17 protein-coding genes are annotated in these 18,735 nt (G+C 68.7%); 10 read left to right on the top strand and 7 right to left on the bottom strand.

What is annotated here, in order from left to right:
- Positions 1 to 327: 327 nt before the first annotated feature.
- Entirely contained in the window at positions 328 to 765 is a 438-nt protein-coding gene (locus tag FHX32_RS29285) for a transposase family protein (protein WP_486481397.1), read from the bottom strand.
- Positions 766 to 1,015: 250 nt separating this feature from the next.
- Here FHX32_RS29285 and FHX32_RS29280 point away from each other — a divergent pair, with 250 nt between their 5' ends.
- From FHX32_RS29280 to FHX32_RS29250, 7 genes are all read left to right on the top strand, one after another.
- Positions 1,016 to 1,456 carry a hypothetical protein gene (locus FHX32_RS29280; RefSeq protein WP_167190375.1) on the top strand — a complete coding sequence of 147 codons (441 nt, stop codon included), beginning with the start codon at positions 1,016 to 1,018 and terminating at the stop codon, positions 1,454 to 1,456.
- A gap of 901 nt (positions 1,457 to 2,357) precedes the next feature.
- Positions 2,358 to 3,638 (top strand): ROK family transcriptional regulator, encoded by a 1,281-nt coding sequence (locus FHX32_RS29275; protein ID WP_167190372.1) that lies wholly within the window; start codon positions 2,358 to 2,360, stop codon positions 3,636 to 3,638.
- Positions 3,639 to 3,772: 134 nt separating this feature from the next.
- Positions 3,773 to 4,594, top strand: coding sequence for a carbohydrate ABC transporter permease (locus FHX32_RS29270; RefSeq protein WP_486481396.1), 822 nt, complete (start codon positions 3,773 to 3,775; stop codon positions 4,592 to 4,594).
- Positions 4,587 to 5,399, top strand: a complete 813-nt coding sequence (locus tag FHX32_RS29265; protein WP_167190369.1) for a carbohydrate ABC transporter permease — start codon at positions 4,587 to 4,589, stop codon at positions 5,397 to 5,399. Before FHX32_RS29270 ends, FHX32_RS29265 begins: the two co-directional genes overlap by 8 nt.
- Before the next feature lie 27 nt (positions 5,400 to 5,426).
- Complete coding sequence (locus FHX32_RS29260; protein ID WP_167190366.1) at positions 5,427 to 6,710, top strand: ABC transporter substrate-binding protein; 1,284 nt, start codon at positions 5,427 to 5,429, stop codon at positions 6,708 to 6,710.
- 79 nt (positions 6,711 to 6,789) lie between these two features.
- Positions 6,790 to 7,905 carry a glycoside hydrolase family 15 protein gene (locus FHX32_RS29255; RefSeq protein ID WP_208419474.1) on the top strand — a complete coding sequence of 372 codons (1,116 nt, stop codon included), beginning with the start codon at positions 6,790 to 6,792 and terminating at the stop codon, positions 7,903 to 7,905.
- Positions 7,818 to 10,109 carry a glycoside hydrolase family 31 protein gene (locus FHX32_RS29250; protein ID WP_486481395.1) on the top strand — a complete coding sequence of 764 codons (2,292 nt, stop codon included), beginning with the start codon at positions 7,818 to 7,820 and terminating at the stop codon, positions 10,107 to 10,109. Before FHX32_RS29255 ends, FHX32_RS29250 begins: the two co-directional genes overlap by 88 nt.
- 479 nt (positions 10,110 to 10,588) lie before the next feature.
- On the opposite strand, the gene FHX32_RS29245 is transcribed toward FHX32_RS29250, so the two are convergent.
- The 3 genes from FHX32_RS29245 to FHX32_RS29235 all read right to left on the bottom strand — a co-directional run bounded on the left by FHX32_RS29245 (position 10,589) and on the right by FHX32_RS29235 (position 13,920).
- Positions 10,589 to 11,557: an IS4 family transposase gene (locus tag FHX32_RS29245; RefSeq protein ID WP_167191007.1), complete on the bottom strand. Its 969-nt coding sequence runs from the start codon at positions 11,555 to 11,557 to the stop codon at positions 10,589 to 10,591.
- 123 nt (positions 11,558 to 11,680) lie between these two features.
- On the bottom strand, positions 11,681 to 13,375 hold the full coding sequence (locus FHX32_RS29240) for an IS1634 family transposase (RefSeq protein ID WP_208419472.1): 1,695 nt from the start codon (positions 13,373 to 13,375) through the stop codon (positions 11,681 to 11,683).
- Between the two features lie 116 nt (positions 13,376 to 13,491).
- Positions 13,492 to 13,920 carry a transposase domain-containing protein gene (locus FHX32_RS29235; protein WP_486481394.1) on the bottom strand — a complete coding sequence of 143 codons (429 nt, stop codon included), beginning with the start codon at positions 13,918 to 13,920 and terminating at the stop codon, positions 13,492 to 13,494.
- Positions 13,921 to 14,066: 146 nt separating this feature from the next.
- Here FHX32_RS29235 and FHX32_RS29230 point away from each other — a divergent pair, with 146 nt between their 5' ends.
- Positions 14,067 to 14,690, top strand: coding sequence for a DUF6882 domain-containing protein (locus tag FHX32_RS29230; RefSeq protein WP_486481393.1), 624 nt, complete (start codon positions 14,067 to 14,069; stop codon positions 14,688 to 14,690).
- Positions 14,691 to 15,036: 346 nt separating this feature from the next.
- Positions 15,037 to 15,888, top strand: a complete 852-nt coding sequence (locus FHX32_RS29225) for an ATP-grasp domain-containing protein (RefSeq protein WP_167190364.1) — start codon at positions 15,037 to 15,039, stop codon at positions 15,886 to 15,888.
- A gap of 102 nt (positions 15,889 to 15,990) precedes the next feature.
- Here FHX32_RS29225 and FHX32_RS35480 read toward each other — a convergent pair whose 3' ends face one another.
- The 3 genes from FHX32_RS35480 to FHX32_RS29215 form a co-directional block, all read right to left on the bottom strand.
- Entirely contained in the window at positions 15,991 to 16,239 is a 249-nt protein-coding gene (locus tag FHX32_RS35480) for a DUF6228 family protein (RefSeq protein ID WP_486481392.1), read from the bottom strand.
- A 355-nt stretch (positions 16,240 to 16,594) separates the two neighbouring features.
- A complete protein-coding gene (locus FHX32_RS29220) occupies positions 16,595 to 17,335 on the bottom strand; it encodes a uroporphyrinogen-III synthase (protein ID WP_167190361.1) in 741 nt (246 codons plus the stop codon).
- 56 nt (positions 17,336 to 17,391) lie between these two features.
- Positions 17,392 to 17,535 carry a hypothetical protein gene (locus tag FHX32_RS29215; protein ID WP_167190358.1) on the bottom strand — a complete coding sequence of 48 codons (144 nt, stop codon included), beginning with the start codon at positions 17,533 to 17,535 and terminating at the stop codon, positions 17,392 to 17,394.
- 145 nt (positions 17,536 to 17,680) lie between these two features.
- Here FHX32_RS29215 and FHX32_RS29210 point away from each other — a divergent pair, with 145 nt between their 5' ends.
- Positions 17,681 to 18,523 carry a transposase family protein gene (locus FHX32_RS29210; RefSeq protein ID WP_167190354.1) on the top strand — a complete coding sequence of 281 codons (843 nt, stop codon included), beginning with the start codon at positions 17,681 to 17,683 and terminating at the stop codon, positions 18,521 to 18,523.
- Positions 18,524 to 18,735 lie beyond the last annotated feature (212 nt).

The following is an 18,735-nucleotide window of genomic DNA, read 5'->3' as shown; positions in this document are numbered from 1 at the left end:
CGGCACCGCGAGCATCACGACGTCACCACGATCACCACCACGTCACCACGGTGACCAACGCCCCGCCCGGCAACCGCCGGCGGGGCGTTCCGCTGCCCACCCGTCCCCACCACGAACGACGGCTACATCCTCATCGAGAACGCCGGGCAACAGATTGGCCGGCAGGTCGGCTGCTCCCACGAGGTCGTCCGAACCGTGGTTAGACGCGACTCGAAGCGGCCCGTGCGGTCGGACTGGTGGCAGCCCGGGCCGGGACGGCTGACCTGGCCGATCGGGAGGAAATCAGTCTCGGCCTACGTGCCGGCGACTCGTTCACCGCCATCGCGATCACGGTGTCGCGCAGATCGCTGATCTGGTCGAGGAGCGGGGTGAAGCGGTGATCTCGTTGGTCTTGCCGTCGACGTCGGTGCTGGCCAGAACCACGCCGGTGGCTTGTTCGCAGGCGGCGAGGACATGCTGGTCGGTGGTGCGGGAGCCGCGCAGTGTCTTGCCATCCACGGCGATTGCCCGTCGCCTGGGCCGGTGCTGTCGCCATTGGCCGGGTGGCCAGCCGCTGACGTCGGCGGTGAGCAAGTCCGGGTCCACTGCCTGCAACAGCCGGCGGATCATCGCCTCCGAGGGACGCCGGTCCGGGGCGATACCCAACGCGAGCGCGGTCGTAGCCGGAACGTCAGCGATCCACTCGGCGATCGCCGTGTACGAGCGGTAGCCAGCCACCACGGCGCACGCGGCCGCGCTCACCACGACAGACAGCCGGTGCCGCACACCCGGACGGGCGCGGGGATCCGGCAGATCAGCCAGCGCTGTAAGGGCAACGGAAGAGCTCGGCGAGGTCAGGCTGCCGATCCGCCGGATTGGAGTTGATCAGGAGCACGCCGGAGGATTCAGGGTTCGAGCGTCAGCCTCGCCCCAAGTTCGCGCCTAACACAGACCGTTGCAAACAGCGGAGCAGTCGCGCTGTGAGAACCGGCCAGAGGCGGGCAGCGCTGGGCCGGTTGCGCCGTACGATGCGCCGGTGATCCAGCAGATGAAGCGTCGCCCGCCGCGCCCGGTGTTGGTGGCGCTGGCGATCCTGATCGTGGGCTACGCCACCGTCATCGCTCATGGTCCTTGGACCGACGCAGCTAGCCTCACCGCCAGCCTGATCGCCACAGCGATTGCAGCGGGGTTGGTCTACGGCCTGTGGCGGGGTAACCCGTTGGCCCAGGGCGTCGTGGTCCTGGCGATGGCCGGCAACCTGATCTTCGGCCTTCTTGAGCACGCCGGAATCGGCTGGCTGCGGGCAGTCAACATGGTGGCAGCCCTGTTCATCGCCCTATTGCTACTGGTGCCTCGGTCGTCACGGCGGTGGTTCGCTGGCCCTGTGGACCCTGCCCCTAACGCCGTCCCTGACGGCGAACAGCCGATTGACACCGAGGCGCTGTGGGAGGAGACCGACGCCGGCGAGCGCCGATAGCCGGGCCTCTTCTGCCTGACGGCAGCAACCCCGGTGACGAGCCCAAGGTTGAGGGAGCAGGTTGGGAGCAACAGGGTGCACCGAACGGCCCTTAACCGCGCCGAACGGCCCGCAACTGCACCCATCCCTGCCTGCGGCTTCGCGTTTTTGCAGGTCAGAGTCGGTGCAGCGTCCTGCTTCACGCAACTGCACTCGACGGCAGCGAATGGCAGTCAACGGCAGTCTATGTCGCCTGGTAGGGGAGTATCCGCAGGTCACGGCGGTAAGGACCCTGTGAGGTTTCATGCCTTGCAGGTGGGTGCAGATCGGGTGCAGGTTGGCGAAGTGGTCACCGCGTCCGAAGTGCTCACGGCGTCGGGCGGAGGAGGGCGCCGTGACCTTCGACGATGTGAGCGGGCGAGTGGGTGTGACCTCACGGAGAAGGCCGAAGTGGTCCGGGTTCGCTGCTCCCCGGCCTGGATGGTGCCGGTTGTCGGCCTGAAGCCTGCCGATTCTCATCACGAGGGCCATGACGCATTGATGCGCTGCTCTGGGGCGCCGTCGTGGTGGCGCCTTTGGATCCCGCGAGCTGAGCCCTGAAACCCACCGGCAAGGCTCTGAGCAGGGCTTTCTGAATGGCGACCACTCAATGGCCCCGAAGCTGTCAGGTCGCTGCCACGGTCAGGTGTTGCCTGCAAGGACTCTGCGCCCTCTGTTACACGCCCTGCTGGCTGTGCCGCACTGCGGTCACCCGCCTCTCGTCCGCCGGGGATGAGGCGGAGGAGGGCTGGCGGTGTCACAAGGGGTCCCGGCCGCTGTCGTGCCGTTGCTCAGATGTTCAGCCGCCTCCGCGCCCCCGGTACTCGCCGGGCCTTCCGGCACGCAGCTTCTCCATCTCGGTCTGATTACGGCCCTTGACATCATGAGGAGAAACTTCAGACCCTTCATTCAGGCACCGAATTTACCGGTGGAAGGAAGTGCTTTCATGACGGCTGCGACGTCCGGACCGCGCCTGCGGGACGTCAACCGGGTCGCCGTGCTTGCCTTGATCGGCCGACAGGGACCGATATCACGCGCCGAGGTTGCCCGACGGCTCGGCCTGAGCCCGCCGACCGTCACCGCGGTCACCCGCTCCCTGATCGAGGCCGGGGTCATCCGCAAGGTCGACGACGGGATTCCGCAGGGCGGCCGACCGGCCGAGCTGCTCGCGGTGGTGGGACGGGCCGCGCACGCGATCGGGGTCAAAGTCGCCGCCGGCCGGCTCACGGGCGTGCGCGCCGACCTTGACGGCACCCACCTCCAGACGTTCTCCGCACCGTTCGACGAGACCGCCGTCAACCCGTTCGGCGCATTGTCCGAGCTGCTCGCGCCGCATGTGGCCGCCGTCGATGACGCACCGCTGCTCGGGGTCGGCCTCGGCGTTCCCGGTTTCGTCGACAGCCGCACCGGCCTGGTCGAGGCGCCACTGCTGGGCTGGCGTCACATGCCGTTGCGTGACTACCTCAGCCAGCTCCTCGACGTGCCGGTGCTCGTGGACAACGACGTCAACACCTTGGCGGCGTATGAGCACCTCTACGGGCTGGGCCGGCCGTACGACGACTTCCTGACCATCACCCTCGGGCAGGGCGTCGGCGCAGCCGTGGTTTCCGGAGGTGACCTTCGCCGCGGCGGGCACGGTGCGGCGGGCGAACTCGGGCATCTGCCGATAGATCCAGAAGGCCCGGCCTGCCACTGCGGCAGGCGCGGTTGCCTGGAGACCTACGCCTCTGACAGTGCGCTCGTCCGCCAGGCGCGCGCGGCGGGTGCCGTCGGCCCGGACGCCGGTCCGGCCGACCTGCGCGCGGCAGCAGACAGCGGGCACCCCGGGGCGCAGGAGGTCTACCGCGCCGCTGGAGCCCGCCTCGGCACCGTCGCAGCCGGGCTGGCCACCGTGCTCGACCCCCAGGCGATCCTGGTCAGCGGCGAAGGAACTCTGGCCTGGACCCACCTGGCCGACGGGTTCCTCACCGCCCTGCGCGCCGGCATGTTCCCTCCCCTTGTCGATGCGGTCAACGTGCACGTCGACCCGTGGGACGACACGAAATGGGCGCTGGGTGCCGCCGCCTTGGTGCTCCGGGCGCCGTTCACGATGAACGCCGAGCCGCACACCGACGCCATCCGCGCGCGGTTGGCGGCCTTTCCAGGTGCCGAGGTGACCCAGTGACCGCACCGCCTGGCCCCGCTACTGCCCGCCCATCACGACCGGCCCAAGAGCCGCTGCAGCGCAGACGCCCACGTGGCGCCGCCCGCCGCCGTCTGCGCACGCCCATCGCGGCGGCCGGCTTCCTCGCCCCCAGCTTGCTCCTGCTGCTGGGCTTCTGGATCGGTCCGATGCTCGGCACCGCCTGGGTGAGCCTGCAGGACTGGAACCTCATCGGCGTGCCGACCTTCGTCGGGCTGGACAACTACATCGAACTGCTGAGCGACGCCGAGTTCCACGCCGCGCTGGGGCACACCCTGGCCTACCTGGCCGGCTACCTGCCGCTGGTGCTGGTCAGCGGGCTCGCCGTGGCGCTGCTGCTGGACGCCAAACTCCCGGCGATGACCCTCTACCGGGCCACCTTCTTCCTACCGGTGATCAGCAGCTGGGTCGCGGTGTCGCTGCTGTGGAAGTGGCTGCTCAACCCCGCTGATGGGCTGGTAAACCGCATGCTCGGCGCGGTCGGCGTGACGGGACCGGGGTGGTGGACCGACCCGGACTGGGCCATGCCATCGGTGGTGCTCGCCTCGGTCTGGAAGGACGTCGGGTTCGTCGCGGTGATCCTGCTGGCGGGCCTACAGGCCATCCCCCGCGATCTGCTGGAGGCCGCCGCTCTCGACGGCGCCGGCTGGTGGCGCAAACTGCGCAACATCACCCTGCCGATGCTCTCCCCGTCCCTGTTCTTCGTCACCGTGATCAGCCTGATCAACGGCTTCCAGGTCTTCGACCAGGTGTGGGTGATGACCGAGGGCGGGCCGGGCGGCGCGTCCAGCGTCGTGGTCGAGCAGATCGTCAAGAACGCCTTCTCGTACGGGCGGGTGGGCTACGCCTCGGCGATGAGCATCGTGCTCTTCGCGGTGATCCTCCTGGTCACTCTGGTCCAGCTCCGACTGCAGCGCAGATGGGTGCACTATGAGTAAGACTGTCACGCGGTATGTCGCGCTCACGCTGGGTGCGGTGGCGATGATCGGCCCGTTCGTGTGGATGCTGATCACTTCACTGACTGGCGACGCGCAGCTAGCTCGGGTCGACGCGCCCCTGCTGCCCAACCCGCCCACCGCCCAGCCCTACGAGCGGCTGAGCGAAGCGTTCCCGTTTTGGCGCTTCGCCGCCAACAGTATCGGCGTCGCCGTGGCGTCCACGCTGCTGCAACTCCTGACCAGCGCCACCGCCGCATACGCCTTCAGCCGGCTTCGGTTCCGCGGCAGCAACGCGGTGTTCGTGCTCTACCTCGCCACGATGATGATCCCGATGCAGGTGATCATCGTCCCGCTGTTCATCGAGATGCGCCACCTCGGACTGGTCGACAGCTACGCCGGGCTGCTGCTGCCGACGATCGTTTCCAGCTTCGGGGTGTTCATGCTCCGGCAAGCCTTCATGGCACTGCCCAAGGAGCTGGACGAGGCGGCGTACGTCGACGGGGCCGGGCACCTACGGGTCTTCGCCCAGGTACTGCTGCCGCTGGTGGCGCCGGCGCTGGCCACCTTCGCGGTCTTCGCTTTCATGTCCAGCTGGAACGCCTTCCTCTGGCCGTTGGTCATCGCGCAGACCGAGGCGCACATGACCCTGCCGGTCGGCCTGTCCCTGTTGCAGGGCCGATACAGCACCGCCTGGAACGTCGTCATGGCCGGCTCGACCATGTCCGTCCTACCGATCCTCGCGCTCTACGTCTTCGCCCAGCGCTACGTCGTGCGCGGCATCACCTTCACCGGAATCAAGTCCTGACTCCCCACACCCCCGAGGAGACATCCGATGACCACCAGACGACGCTTCCTTACGGCCGCCGCCGGAGCCCTCGCCGCAGTGAGCCTGCTCGCCGGATGCGGGCAGGACGCCTCCGGCGACGGCACGAACGACGAGGCCACCGGCACCATCACCTACCTCACCTTCTCCGCCGCCCCGGACCACCTGAAGGATCTCGACGCGATCAAGGCCGAGTTCGAGAAGCAGAACCCCGGCATCACCGTGCAGGTGCAGACGGCCGCGTACGACGACTACTTCACGAAGCTGCAGACGGCGCTCGCCGGTGGCACCGCACCGGACACCTTCGAACTCAACTATGAGAACTTCGTGACGTACGCCCGGGCCGGCGCGCTGCTGCCGCTCGACGAGAAGGCCAAGGCCGACAAGGACTACGACGCGAGCCGGCTCTACCCGAAGGCGCGAGAGTCCTTCCAATTCAAGGGCAAGCTCTACGCGGTCCCGTCGACCTTCTCCGACGTGGTGCTCTTCTACAACAAGAAGCTTTTCGACGCCGCGGGCGTCGCCTACCCCACGGCCGACTGGACCTGGGCCGACGAGCGGGCGGCAGCGCAGAAGCTGACCAACAAGCCCAAGGGGATCTACGGCGACTACCAGCCGGTCACCTTCCACGAGTTCTACAAGGCCCTCGCCCAGAACGGCGGTTCGTTCCTGTCGGAGGACGGCAAGAAGGCGACGTTCAACGACGCCAAGGGTCTCGAGGCCGCCCAGTGGCTGCTCAGCAAGCCTGGCACCGTACAGCCCACCGTCGCGGAGATCGGCGGGAAGGCGGACTACGACACCGCCCTGTTCACCTCCGGCAAGCTCGCCATGTGGCACAACGGAATCTGGCAGATCTCGAAGCTCGCCGGCACCGCCGGCCTGGACTTCGACATCGTCACCGAGCCCGGCAACACGCAGAAGGCCAACGCGGTGTTCATGAACGCCACGGCCGTGTCCGCGAAGACCAAGAAGGCGACCGCGGCGTGGAAGTGGGCCCGCTTCCTCGGCACCTCCCAGAAGGCCGTGGAGACGCGGCTTGCCTCCAACTGGGAGCTGCCGGCGGTCAACGACCAGGCTGCGTTCGACAGCTACCTGAAGAAGACGCCGCCGACCAACCGTAAGGCGGTCTTCGACGCACTGTCGGACATCGCGCTTCCGCCGGTGCTCGATGCGCAGCAGTCGAAGATGCAGGACATCGTCACCCAGGCGCTGGAGAAGGCCGCCTCCGGCCAGGCCACGCCGCAGCAGGCGCTCGACGAGGCGGCTGCCGCCGTCACCGCCCTTATCAAATAGTCGACAAGAACGGGGTGCGGCCGTTCCACACTCGGCCGCGCCCCGGCAACCACCTACCGACCCCTCCTGGAGGAGCTCCGTGCCGACCGTCGCACGGTCCGACCTGCGCATGCTGGTCGAGTCCAGCCTCACCCTCATCGAGGCCCACCAGCACTCGTCCGGTGCCTACCCGGCCAGCCCGAACTATCCCGTCTACCAGTACAGCTGGCTGCGCGACGGCGCGTTCATAGCTGACGCGATGAGCCGCGCCGGTCGGGTGGACAGCGCCGACCGGTTCCTGCGCTGGTGCGCCGCGGTGATCGACGCCCGGGCCGGGCAGATCTCCGATCTCGTGGCCCGTGCCGGGCGCGGCGAGGAAATCCGCGCCGACGAGATGCTGCCGACCCGCTACACCCTTGACGGCGGCGACGGTGACGAGCCCTGGTGGAACTTCCAGCTCGACGGCTACGGCACGTGGCTGTGGGTGCTCATGGCGCACACCGCGCGGCACGGGCGGCAGCTCGACGCGTACCGTCCAGCGATCGCGTCCACGGTGGACTACCTCAACGCATTCGGCGAGCGGCCCTGCTACGACTGGTGGGAGGAGCACGCCGAACACCAGCACGTGGCCACCCTTGGCGCGGTGCTGGCCGGGCTACGCGCCGTGGTTCATGCTCCAGACGAGCACGGAGAGCCGTTGCTCGACGCCGGACGCACCCGCGCTGCAACAACCAGCATCGATGCCCTCGAAGCGCTCATCGCGAGCCGCGGCACAGCCGACGGACACCTCACCAAATGGCTTGGTGGCACTGCCGTCGATGGCAGCCTCCTGGCCTGCCTCACCCCCTTCGAAGTGGTCGACCCGCACGGCCCACTCGCCGAACGCACCTACGAGCAGGTACGCGACGACCTGCTGCGCGGCGGCGTCTACCGGTACCTGGGGGACACCTTCTACGGCGGCGGAGAGTGGCTGATCCTCACCGCCTGGTTGGGCTGGCACGAGGCACGCACCGGCCGTCCGGACGAGGCCCTTCGCCGGCTGGACTGGATCGCGGCTCAGGCGACCCCCGCCGGCCACCTGCCCGAGCAGGTCAGCGGCAGCACCCAATACCCCGAGTACATCGCCGAGTGGACCGAGCGGTGGGGGCCCGTCGCCACGCCCCTGCTCTGGTCGCACGCCATGTTCGTCACGCTCGCTCTGGAGGTTGGACTGTGAGTGAGTCCCTGATCAGCCACCGCCCGGCCGGTACCGGGCACCCCTACCGGCACGACCTCGACCAGCGGGTCCCGGTGCACCCGCTGCGTGGCGAGCAGTACGAGATCCGCGTGCTCACCGACCCGCAGGTGACCGAGGTCCGAGTCGAGTTCGGCGACGGCACCCAGGTGCTCGCCGAGCCGGTCGACCCTGCGACGGTGACACTCGACTTCGGTGCTCCCGCTGCTCCACCGACCGGCTCGGCAGGCCACCTGACCTCTGCCGCCTCGGCCGTACCGGACACCGGCGGCCGCACGCCGTGGATCGTCCGGGCGACGGCGGACGTGGACGACGAGTACGCCATCGTCGGGCGCACTGCGGCGGGCCGTGAGGTCAGGACGGAGGTCTTCCCAGTGCGGCCGCTGGTCTGGCAGCGCGACGGCGGGCGGCTCGACGTGAGCGACCCCGGCGCCGCAGGCGTGCTCGACCCGGGAAGCGTCGAGTGGTTGACCGGTAGCGATGGACCGCGCCGGGTGCGGTTTGCGATGCGGCTGGCCGAGGGCGAACACGTGGTGGGCTTGGGTGAGCGGTACCACGCGCTCGATCAGCGTGGCCAGGTGCTGGACGCGACGGTGTTCGAGCAGTACAAGCGGCAGGGCCATCGCACCTACCTGCCCATGCCGTTCGCGGTGGTCATCGGCGGGGTGGCAGGCTGGGGCTTCCACGTCGTGACGAGCCGGCGGACCTGGTACGACGTCGGTGCCTCCCGGCCGGACCGCATCCTCGTCGAGGCCGAGATCGACCCCGCGAAGCCCGTGCTGCCGTTGCGGCTCTACACCGGCGAGCCGGCGGCCGTCGTGCGTAACTTCCTCTCCGACACGGGGCAGCCCCCGGTGCCGCCGGCCTGGGTGTTCCGGCCATGGATGAGCGGAAACGAGTGGAACACACAGGCCCGCGTGCTGGCCGAGGTGCACCGCAGCCTCGCCGAGGGCATCCCGGTCGGCGCCGTCGTCATCGAGGCATGGAGTGACGAGTCGACCTTCGTGGCCTTCCGCGACGCGCGCTACCAGGTGCACCGCGACGGCGCCCCGCACCGCCTCGCCGACTTCGAGTTCCCGGCCGACGGGGCCTGGCCCGATCCCAAGGCGATGATCGATGAGCTCCACGAGGCCGACGTGAAGGTGCTGCTTTGGCAGATCCCGCTGGTCCCGACCGACCGGGGTGACGAAGGGCAGATTGCCGCTGACCTGGCCACCATGGCCGAGCGCGGCTACGCGGTCCGGGAGGCCGACGGGTCACCGCACCACAATCGTGGCTGGTGGTTCCCCGGCGCCCTCCTGCCAGACTGGACGAATCCGGAGGCCCAGCGGTGGTGGCTGGAGAAGCGCCGCTACCTGGTTGAGGAGCTCGGCGTCGACGGCTTCAAGACTGACGGCGGCGAGCACCCCTGGGGCCACGACCTCCGCTACTTTGACGGATCACGCGGCGACGAGAGCAACAACCTCTTCCCGGTACGCTACGCGGCGGCCTATCACGATCTCATGCGCTCGGCCGGCATTGACGGCCTGACGTTCAGCCGGGCTGGCTTCACCGGATCCGCTGCTTTCCCCGCACACTGGGCCGGTGACGAGGACTCCACCTGGGAGGCCTACCGGGCGTCGATCACCGCCGGCCTGACCGCCGGTGTCGGCGGGATCTTCTTCTGGGGCTGGGACCTGGCCGGCTTCTCCGGTGACATCCCCGACGCCGAGCTGTACCTACGCTCCGCCGCAGCCGCCTGTTTCGCCCCGATCATGCAGTACCACTCCGAGTTCAACCACCATCGCGACCCCTCGGTGGACCGTACGCCCTGGAACATCGCCGAGCGCACCAGGGAGCCGCAGGTGCTGGAGGTCTTCCGGCGCTTCGCCCAGCTGCGTGAGGATCTCGTGCCCTACCTGGTAGAGCAGGCGCAGCGGTCAGTTCGCACGGGCAAACCACTGATGCGGCCGCTCTTCTTCGACCACCCGGACGACAAGCGGGTCTGGGACTGGCCGCAGCAATGGCAGCTCGGCGACGACCTGCTCGTCGCCCCGGTCACCGAACCCGGCGTCACGACATGGCCCGTCTGGCTGCCACCGGGGGAGTGGGAGGACTACTTCACGGGCGAGCGGCACAGTGGGCCCGTCGAGGTGCACCGAAGGGTCCCGATAGACGAAATTCCCGTCTACCGTCGAGTGGCGTGAGGCACGCTGGCCGTCGCCGGCGGTTGGCTCGCGGTAATACGGACAAGCGCTGACGCCCTGCCGCTCCGGTCCACTCAACCTCAGGCACGGCGCGGGGACGACCGCGACGAGGCGTGCCGTGCAATTCGGCGCCGCCGAGTCCGCGATGCCTTGAAGCGGGCGTTGAGTAGCATGCGCCGCAAACACATTGGCGCGGTGACCTCTTCGGCAGCTTCGAAGGGGTCGGCTATCGCCGTCGCGTGACTGGCTCTGTCGCACGCTCATGCCGAGGAGCGTGCATGTGATCATGACGGAGGTCTACGCCGGGCCGGTGTGCACCGGCGCCTCGGGATGGCATCGGTACAGTGTCCCAGCCCCGGGATCCGCACCGCCTGCGTCGGCGTGCGGCACCTCGCGGGCTGGCACACTGCAGCGATGCTGACGTTTGATCGACTCTTCACCGAGCATGTCGCCACCGGACTAGCCCCAATGCCGGGTAGTTAAGGGTCTGGGCTGGTCGTCAAGGCAGGTCCGGCGAGGATGTTGAGGCTGAGGGTGGCTTGGTAGGTGCGTCGGTCGATGTTCGGGCCGCGGGCGTTGTATTTGGAGATCGCTCGTTTGACGGTGCGGGCGTTGACGCGTAGCCGCCGCTCAGGCAGCAGGTTGTCCAGGACGAGACGGCCGATCTTGCCGACCAGGTCGATGACGGTGCCGGCGATGACGCCGGCGGCGTGGACGACCTGATCACGGGCGGCGTTGAGGGCGATGGTGAAGCTGGCCCGGTCGGGGTCGGTGCCGGTCTGGCCGTTGGTGGCGTCGGTCATCGCGGTGCGCAAGATCTGGTAGGTGACCAGCAGAGCGTGGATTTCCTGGTCGACGCCGGCCGGGGTCCGGGCCCGTAACACCCGGCCGCCGAGGATGCTGGACTTGATCTCCAAGTAGGCGGTCTCGATCTCCCACCGCTCGTGATACAGCCGCAGCATCGCGGTGGCCGGGTAGGCGTCCGGGTCCAGCAGCGTGGTGATCAGGCGGTAGATGCCGGTGACCGTGCCAGTCTTGGTGGCGATGCTGATCTCGGCGTCGATGACCCGGACCGGCTGGCCACCGAACACCGATCGGTAGGAGCCGTCCCGCCAGCGGTGCAGGACCGGCATCTTCGGGCCGCCGCGGCCGGTCTTGGCCCGCACCAGCAGGTGCGCCTGGCGGCCGGTCACGAGCTTGAGTAGGTGCCCGGCGGCGAAGTTACGGTCGGCCAGCAGCAGCACCCCGGCGGGCAGCCGGGCGAGCAGATCCTTGGCGTAGGTGCTCTCCCCGGCGGTGATCGGCCCGAACACCGCGTCCATCACCGACCGGGTACCGCACGCCATGACCGTGACCAGCCGCAGCATCGGATAGCTGGACCCGCCCGTGCGGCCCCCGCGCTGCTTGCTGAACCGGGCCAGGTTCGCCGCGCTGTCCGCGACGCTCAGCGTGGTGCCCCTGGCTTCCGCAGTAGGTGGGCATCCGTTGGCCCGGAAAGCCTGCTCTGAGCTGCGGGAACGTGTGCTCCTGGACCGTGTGGGCGTGTGCCCACGCGGTCGGGTTGTCGCAGGTCAGGCGGGGTCTGCGGTGGTGATCCGGGGTGGGGGTTTGATGCCGCAGTCGCGGTAGATGCCCGCCTGTTCGGCGGTGAGCGGGGTGGTCTGGGTGATCTGTCCGGCCTCGCCGGTCAGGGTGACCTCGTGGACGCGGCCGAGTTCGCTGCCGATGCGGTTCCAGGTGCTTCCGGTGGAGCGTTCGGCGACGCGGATCAGCAGCAGGGCGAGCCAGCACAGCAGCACGTGGGCGCGGATGCGGTGCTCAAGGCGGTGGAAGACGGGCCGCAGTTCCAGCACGGTCTTCAGATCGCGAAATCCGCGCTCCGCTTCCAGGAGCGCCTTGTAGCCGACCGCGATCTCCTCCGCGCTCAGGTGGGGGTCGGAGCTGGTCAGCAGGTACTTGCCGTCCAGACGCTCCTCGGCCTTGACCTTGGCGCGGTCGATGGCCAGGCGGCCGTTCTTCGATGTCCTCAACCACCGCTTCAGGGTGGGGTGTTCGATCAGGGCGCACTCGGCGCGCACGTGCGCGGCCTCCGCCCGCTCGCGGGCCTTGGCGCTGGTCAGGCGCTTGGCGTCGCGGTCGCGCTGGGCCTTGATGCGCTCCAGTTCGGCCTCGATCCTGGTGAGCGCCTCTTCGCGGTGGCGGCGGTCGCGTTCGGCCTGCGCGGGGTTGTGGCAGATGACGAAGCGCCGCCCGGGGGCCTGGTCAAGCCGGACCTCCTTGACGCGCAGGTTGTCGCGGACGTCCTGGTAGCGGCCCTGGCGCGCGAGCGCGGCCTCGGCCAGGTCGTTCCCATCGCGCATGCGCATCCCTGCGATGTAGTGGCCGCCGGCCCGGGTCAGGTAGGACAGGTTGTCCGCCGAGGAGAACCCGCGGTCGACCACGGTGATCACCCGGCCGAGCTTCCAGTCGCGCATGTCGTCCTTGACCTGCGGCAGGATCGCCTGGTCGCTGCTCCCGCCGGGCCAGACCCAGCAACGGACCGGCACGCCCTCCTTGGTGACGGCCAGTCCGATGGTGATCTGCGGCAGGTCGTCGCGGTGGTCCTTGCTCTTGCCGTAGGCGCGGAAGGGGGTTTCGCCGGCGTCGGGCTCATCGCGCTCGAAGTAGGTGTTCGTGGTGTCGAAGAACAGCAGGTCCACCTCGAGGTTCAGCAGGTTCGCCACCGCGAAGAACACCGCTTCCTGCACCTCGGCCTGGGCGTCGGCCTCCACCAGCAGGTCCATCGCCCGGTATGCCTGGTCCTCGTCCATGGCCGCGAGTCCGGGTATCGACGCGTCGCGGCTGGCCCACTCGGCGGCCGACAGCTTGGAGGCCGGGGCGATCGCGCGGTTGGCGACCAGCGCGAACAGCACCCGCTCGACGTCAGTGCGAAAGCGGCGCTCGCCCAGGATCTTGGCCAGGGCCCGGTCGATCTCCAGCTGCCGCCACAGGCCCTCGAGCAGCCACACCGCCCCGATCGGCACCGAGGCGGTGACCTCCAAGCCGCCGCCCGCCGGTGCGGCCGCGTCCGCGCCGTCCTCGCCCAGGTAGCGGTTGATCGAGGCGACCAGGCGGCGCAGTCCGGCGGTATCGAGCCGGTCCTCGCGGCCGAAGTTGTGCAGCACCTCGGCCTGCGTGGTGCCGCCCACCCGGCGATTGTGCGCGAGCTGCACGTAGCGGACCACCGTGCCGTCCTTGTTCTTACGCTGAGTGGTCCGCAAGTACATGCCCACAGCATGAACGATCTCCCCAGGAGGATCCAAATCAAACCCCGGGAAACGTGTGCCCACGCCATTCAAGCCCTACCGACCCTACCCAGGCCCGCGACCAGCTACGATGCCGCTCAAGCAGCCCCCGCATGCCTACGAACTGCGGAAGTCAGGGTGCCGTCGATCGCGCAGACCAGCAGGCCGCGCCAGCGTACCGGCCCGGCCAGACTGGCCGCCGGCCCGCGCAGCAGATCGAACAACGCCCGCAACGGCGCCGGACCGACCCGGCGGCGGGCCTTGGTCAACGCGGCCTCGCTCGGGTCCGCGACCGGCAGCCCATCGAGACCGGCGACCAGCCGCTGCCACACCTGCCGATACCCCAACTCGGTGAACAAACAGCCCGCCAACAGCAGATACACCACCACCCGCGAAGGCAGATCCCGCACCCGCCGCTGGGTACAGCGGACCTGCGCGAGAACCGCATCGATCATCTCGAACGGCACCTGCTGGGTCAGCTCACCCAAATGACCCGGCGCGAACGGACCTGCCCCGACCCGGACCACACGCGTAATGACAGACTGAACAGACAGCGGGACTCCCGGCGGTAAGGCATGTCTTGGCGGACGTACCTCTCTACCGGAGTCCCGCTGCCGGTACCTGCACCAACACGCCCTCTTGACCAGCCACCGCCGCGCTTAACTACCCGGCATTGGGACTAGCCCGCCAATTGGCGCTAGGCGACCTGATCGGCGAGCGTGGCTGGCAACTCGACCTGACCAGCGGAACCGTGACGTTCGGCGACGACCTGCGGTATCACGTCCAGCTCCTCGGTACGGAGAGCCACGACGACGGCAGCTGGCTGTGGGCATGGGCCAACGAGGCGAGTGACCTCCCACCTGCGTTGCTGCATCTGTGTGGCTGGCTCCGCGAGTTCGGTGACCGCCAGGGAGTTGCCGAGCTCACCGAGCCCACGTTCGCGCTTCGGCGCGTCGATGGTCACCGCCTCGCTCTCCTGGCCTCCGGACTGACCGGCCGGTGTTACTACCGCGGCCCGTACCCCGGCGGCGCGGTCTTCTTTCACCTCGACGACGCCCCGCCGCAGATCACCGCGCCGGTCCGGCCGGAGCGCGTGCTAGGCGTCCTGGGCCAGGTCATTCAGGGCTTTCCGGTGGACCACCGCATCGCCGTGGAGTCGTTCCTGCAGCAGCAGGCGTGGCGCCTGGACCCGGCGCCCACGTCGGTCACCGCGCACCACGCCGACGGCTCCACCCTGCGCGTCGAGTTCGACGCCCTGGGCCGCGTCAGCAACATGTCCGGCACAGTTAGCCCGTAGTCCAGTGCGGCGCCGTGTGAGTTCTTCGGGCCGTACCGGCTCATCCGTGGGTGGACGAATCCCGTTTCTTCGGCGGTGCACAGCGCCGGCAGCATCGAGAGAGCACGTAGGCGCGGCGCCGATCTGATCACAGGACCGCAAAGCGGCCCACCACTTCGACATTTCCCTGCCAACAGCACGACGTCCTAGCACGGCAAGATCAGGTGCACGCACATGCCGCGGTGAGGTGGGGTTGCCGCCAGCGCACCGTTACCGTGGGTAGGCAGTGATGCCGGGCGCCAACGGCTGAGCAAGCCCGGGTGGATACTCGGATGCGTTGGTCGGCTGTTTAGCTGATCGTTGTTGCATGATGTTGCTGGTGCCCGCCGATGTGTTGCGTCCCCGCCGCCCGGACGAGCACTTCGCCGACGAGGCCGAAGCGGCCCGGCAGGCCGGGATCGGTGTCGCGGTGATCGATCACGACGCCTTTGTTCGCGGGCAGGCGGACGGGACGGCGGTCGGCAGGGTCCCCGAGGGTGCGGATGCGGTTTATCGGGGGTGGATGCTGCGGAGTGAGCAGTACGCAGCATTGGTGCGTGCCGTCGCGGGTCGCGGTGTGAGTCTGCGGACCAGCCCCGAGCAGTACCGGCGGGCACATGAGCTTCCTGGTTGGTACTCCGCGATTGAGGGCCACACTCCCGAGTCGGTGTGGACTTCCGGCGACGATCGCCGCGACTTCCTCCAAGCGTGCGCGGCCCTCGGCGCCGGCCCGGCGGTGCTTCGTGACTACAGCAAGTCGATGAAGCATTATTGGCATGAGGCGTCATTCATCCCGGACGTGGCTGATCGCGACGCGGCATGGCGGGTGGCCAGCCGGTTTCGGCAGTTGCGTGGTGACGACTACGCCGGCGGCTTTGTGCTGCGCCGGTTCGAGTCGTTCGTCGGGGCGGAGGTGCGGACGTGGTGGGTCGAGGGTTCCTGCCGCCTGGTCACCGCGCACCCGGATACCCCGGAGCACCAGCCAGCCGCGGAGTTCGACCTGACGGCCGTGGAAGCTTCGGTGCGGGCCTTGGACCTGCCGTTCGTGACGGCGGACTTCGCACTGCGTGACGATGGTCGGTGGCGAATCGTCGAGATCGGCGACGGCCAGGTTAGCGACCGGCCACGCAGCACCCCGGCTGCCGAGCTGATCGCGGCTCTCAACATCGAGGACCGCTGACCACATAACGGTGCCACCGGCCGCTCGCCCACCGACCCGGCACTTAATGAGATCGCGTGCACGGATTTGCCGCCGATCGCGCGCCTCCGACTTGAGGCCGCGCTACGAGATCAAGTCGCCGAGTTCGGCGACGAGACTTCGCATGTCCTCGCTGGCGTCAAGGGTCACCATGACGGATGCCTCCCAGGCACTCGGGTCGTAGTCCCGAGGGCCCCGGATGACGAAACGGAGAATGACGTGACCTCGTCGGTCATGCGTCGCGTCGATGCGGAGGTCGTGTTCCAGTGACTCCCAGCCCCGCACACCGTCCCATCCCTCATACGACTCGGCGAGGTCGGCTGCCCACGACACGATCCCGTCGCCATTGACGTCCGGACCCAGGTCACCGCACTGACGCCGTCATCGGCCAACTCGCACCGCAGGTCGAGCACCTCGTCGTTCCACGGCCGCTCGGCGTGATGAAGACGGACGGACCCAAGCCCCGTCTCGGCGGTGATTTCGACGCCGTCGTCCAACTGCCGCAACACGGGGAAGAGCATGCCACTGGTGCTTGCCGGTGTCGCGATGTTTGACCTGAGTCGGCTCACGGTGCCGCGCTCGCGAGGCCCGCGTCGCGTTCACCTGCGGTGATGCCTGCAGGTGGGGCTGTTTTCACGCACTAACCGAATGAGTCAACTGGGTCTGACCGGCCAGCCGTCTGGCGGCCTCAGAGCCGCAGCAGCCCCGCGGCGAGCGACTCACGCAATCCGGCGGGCGGCTCCTGGTAGCCCTCGTCCCACAGCGCACCGGGAAAGCCGCCGGCCGCGAACGCAGTGTTGAGATCGTCGACGAACCAGATCGCGGGCCCCACCTTTCCGTCGATTCCGGGGCCGGGCAGGTCGATGCCGTAGGGCGCGTCGCCGCTGATGTTCGCCTTGTGGAGCTCGTCGGGCGCGTAGTCGAGCTGGAACGGGATGCCGGCGTCCCGGCGCGCGGTGTCCCGGAGGTACGCGGCGTGCTCGGCCTCGTAGTAGGAGCGCGAGCCGCCCCGCTCGGCCCACTCGAGCTGCACCACCAACGGGTCCGCGAGCACGCTGGCCGGCCAACCCGGCAATTCTCCGACGAGCCACACATCGCCCACCTGCCGGATCCACGCGCTGACCGTCATCGGGAACGGCGCGAACGTCACCTCCAGCCAGTCGGCCAGCGCGGGCGCGCCCGGCGACGGGGGAACGTGGGCGCGACACGGCGTCCCCTCGTCGTCGTTCTCATGCGCACGGAAGCCCCGCGCCTGCAGCCGCTCAACAAGCGTCTCGACGTTCCTGCGGGCACGGTCGGCGAACTCGCGCGCCACCGCCTCGGCGTCCTCGCGGTACGGGGCGTCGAAGACCCGTAGGCCAAGACCGCGCAGGTCGCGCCATACGTCGTCGGGATCACCGGACACGTACCGCGCGTGGAAGCTCGCCACGGCCACCATCCTTGCAGAGCGCCAGCAGCGTCGGCGGCGAGGTCTCGGTTGCCGACTCAGCTGGCGATCCGCAACGTCATCAAGCAGCCGCGGCCGCTGCGCTCGGCGACCATCGCGATCAATGGCACGACACAGACCTTCGCCCCGCCATCACCGCCGAGAAGCAGGCCATCCTCGAGGATCCACGCCCGCAAAGTCACGCACTGAGGTGATCTCAACAAGGATCGCCGTTTGACGTGCGCGACATGCGCGAATGCGTCCTTATCGGACGATGCTTGAGGAGGGCGTGGGGCCCTCGGTAGGCAGTTCTCACCACAAGATCAGCCCAGCAAGTGAGGACCCCACGTGATCGCCTATCGTGCCATGCTCGACGTGCCCAGGGAACTCGTTCAGCACGTGGCGCGGCTGTTACGCGCCGAGCGCCGTGCGGTGGGCACCCGATCGGGAACGCGGGCGTTGACCTGCTTCTACCAGGCGCTTCTGGTGTTGGTGTGGTTCCGCAAGGGTGAGGACAAGACCACTCTCGGGGCGGGGTTCGGCGTGTCGAGGGCAACCGCCTACCGGTATGTCGCCGAGGCCGTGCGGGTCCTAGCGGCGCAGGCCCCCACCCTGCATGAGGCCCTCGCGCGGGTCGCCGGCGAGGGCTGGTCGCACGTGATCCTCGACGGCAAGCTGTTCGACACCGACCGAGTGGCCGAGACGACCATGAGCGTGAAGGGCGAAACGATCGATGCCTGGTACTCCGGGAAACACCGCGACTTCGGCGCGAACATTCAGGCCGTGATGCGCCCGGACGGACTACCGATCTGGACCTCCGAGGCGATGCCCGGACACCTGCACGACCTCACCTGCGCCCAACAACTGGATGTCACCGGCGCCCTGTATTGGGCGGCCTCCGAACTGCACCTGCCGGCATTGGCCGACTCCGGCTACGAGGGCGCCGGCCAGGGCATCCACACCCCGTACAAGCAACCCGCCGACGGCCGCCGCCTCGCCGTCGACAACCGCACCTACAACGCTGTCCTTCGATCCATGCGGTGCCGCGGAGAACGCGGCTTCGCCATCCTCACCGGCCGCTGGCGCAGCCTCCGGCACAGCACCGCCAGCCCACGAAGAACCGGCGATACCGTCCGCGCCGCACTGCATCTCACCCACTTCGAATACCGCTACCTACCCGAATCTTGTTGAGATCACCTCAGTCAAGCTGTTCGGCCGGTTCAGCGATGTACCCATCGATGCTCATGGCGACGAAATACTGCGTCAGAGTCACGCACGGACGATAGGACCACGCGCTCGGTTCCGCTGCCCGGCCGGCCGGTACTCCTGATCGCCGAGGCTATCCGGATCGGATCGGCAGGGCGATCCACGGGCCAGTAACCGTGGCGCGGAGCGGGCCCGAG

The sequence above is a fragment of the Micromonospora sp. CNZ280 genome (assembly GCF_011759515.1).
Note: the sequence above shows the minus strand (reverse complement) of the source record. Positions and strands in the feature narration are given on the sequence as shown.

Excerpts from the sequence above, each read along its gene's own strand:
- FHX32_RS29260 (WP_167190366.1), top strand. The coding sequence starts at position 5,427 with ATGACCACCAGACGACGCTTCCTTACGGCCGCCGCCGGAGCCCTCGCC.
- FHX32_RS29240 (WP_208419472.1), bottom strand. The coding sequence starts at position 13,375 with ATGTACTTGCGGACCACTCAGCGTAAGAACAAGGACGGCACGGTGGTC.
- FHX32_RS29275 (WP_167190372.1), top strand. The coding sequence starts at position 2,358 with ATGAGGAGAAACTTCAGACCCTTCATTCAGGCACCGAATTTACCGGTG.
- FHX32_RS29225 (WP_167190364.1), top strand. The coding sequence starts at position 15,037 with ATGATGTTGCTGGTGCCCGCCGATGTGTTGCGTCCCCGCCGCCCGGAC.
- FHX32_RS29265 (WP_167190369.1), top strand. The coding sequence starts at position 4,587 with ATGAGTAAGACTGTCACGCGGTATGTCGCGCTCACGCTGGGTGCGGTG.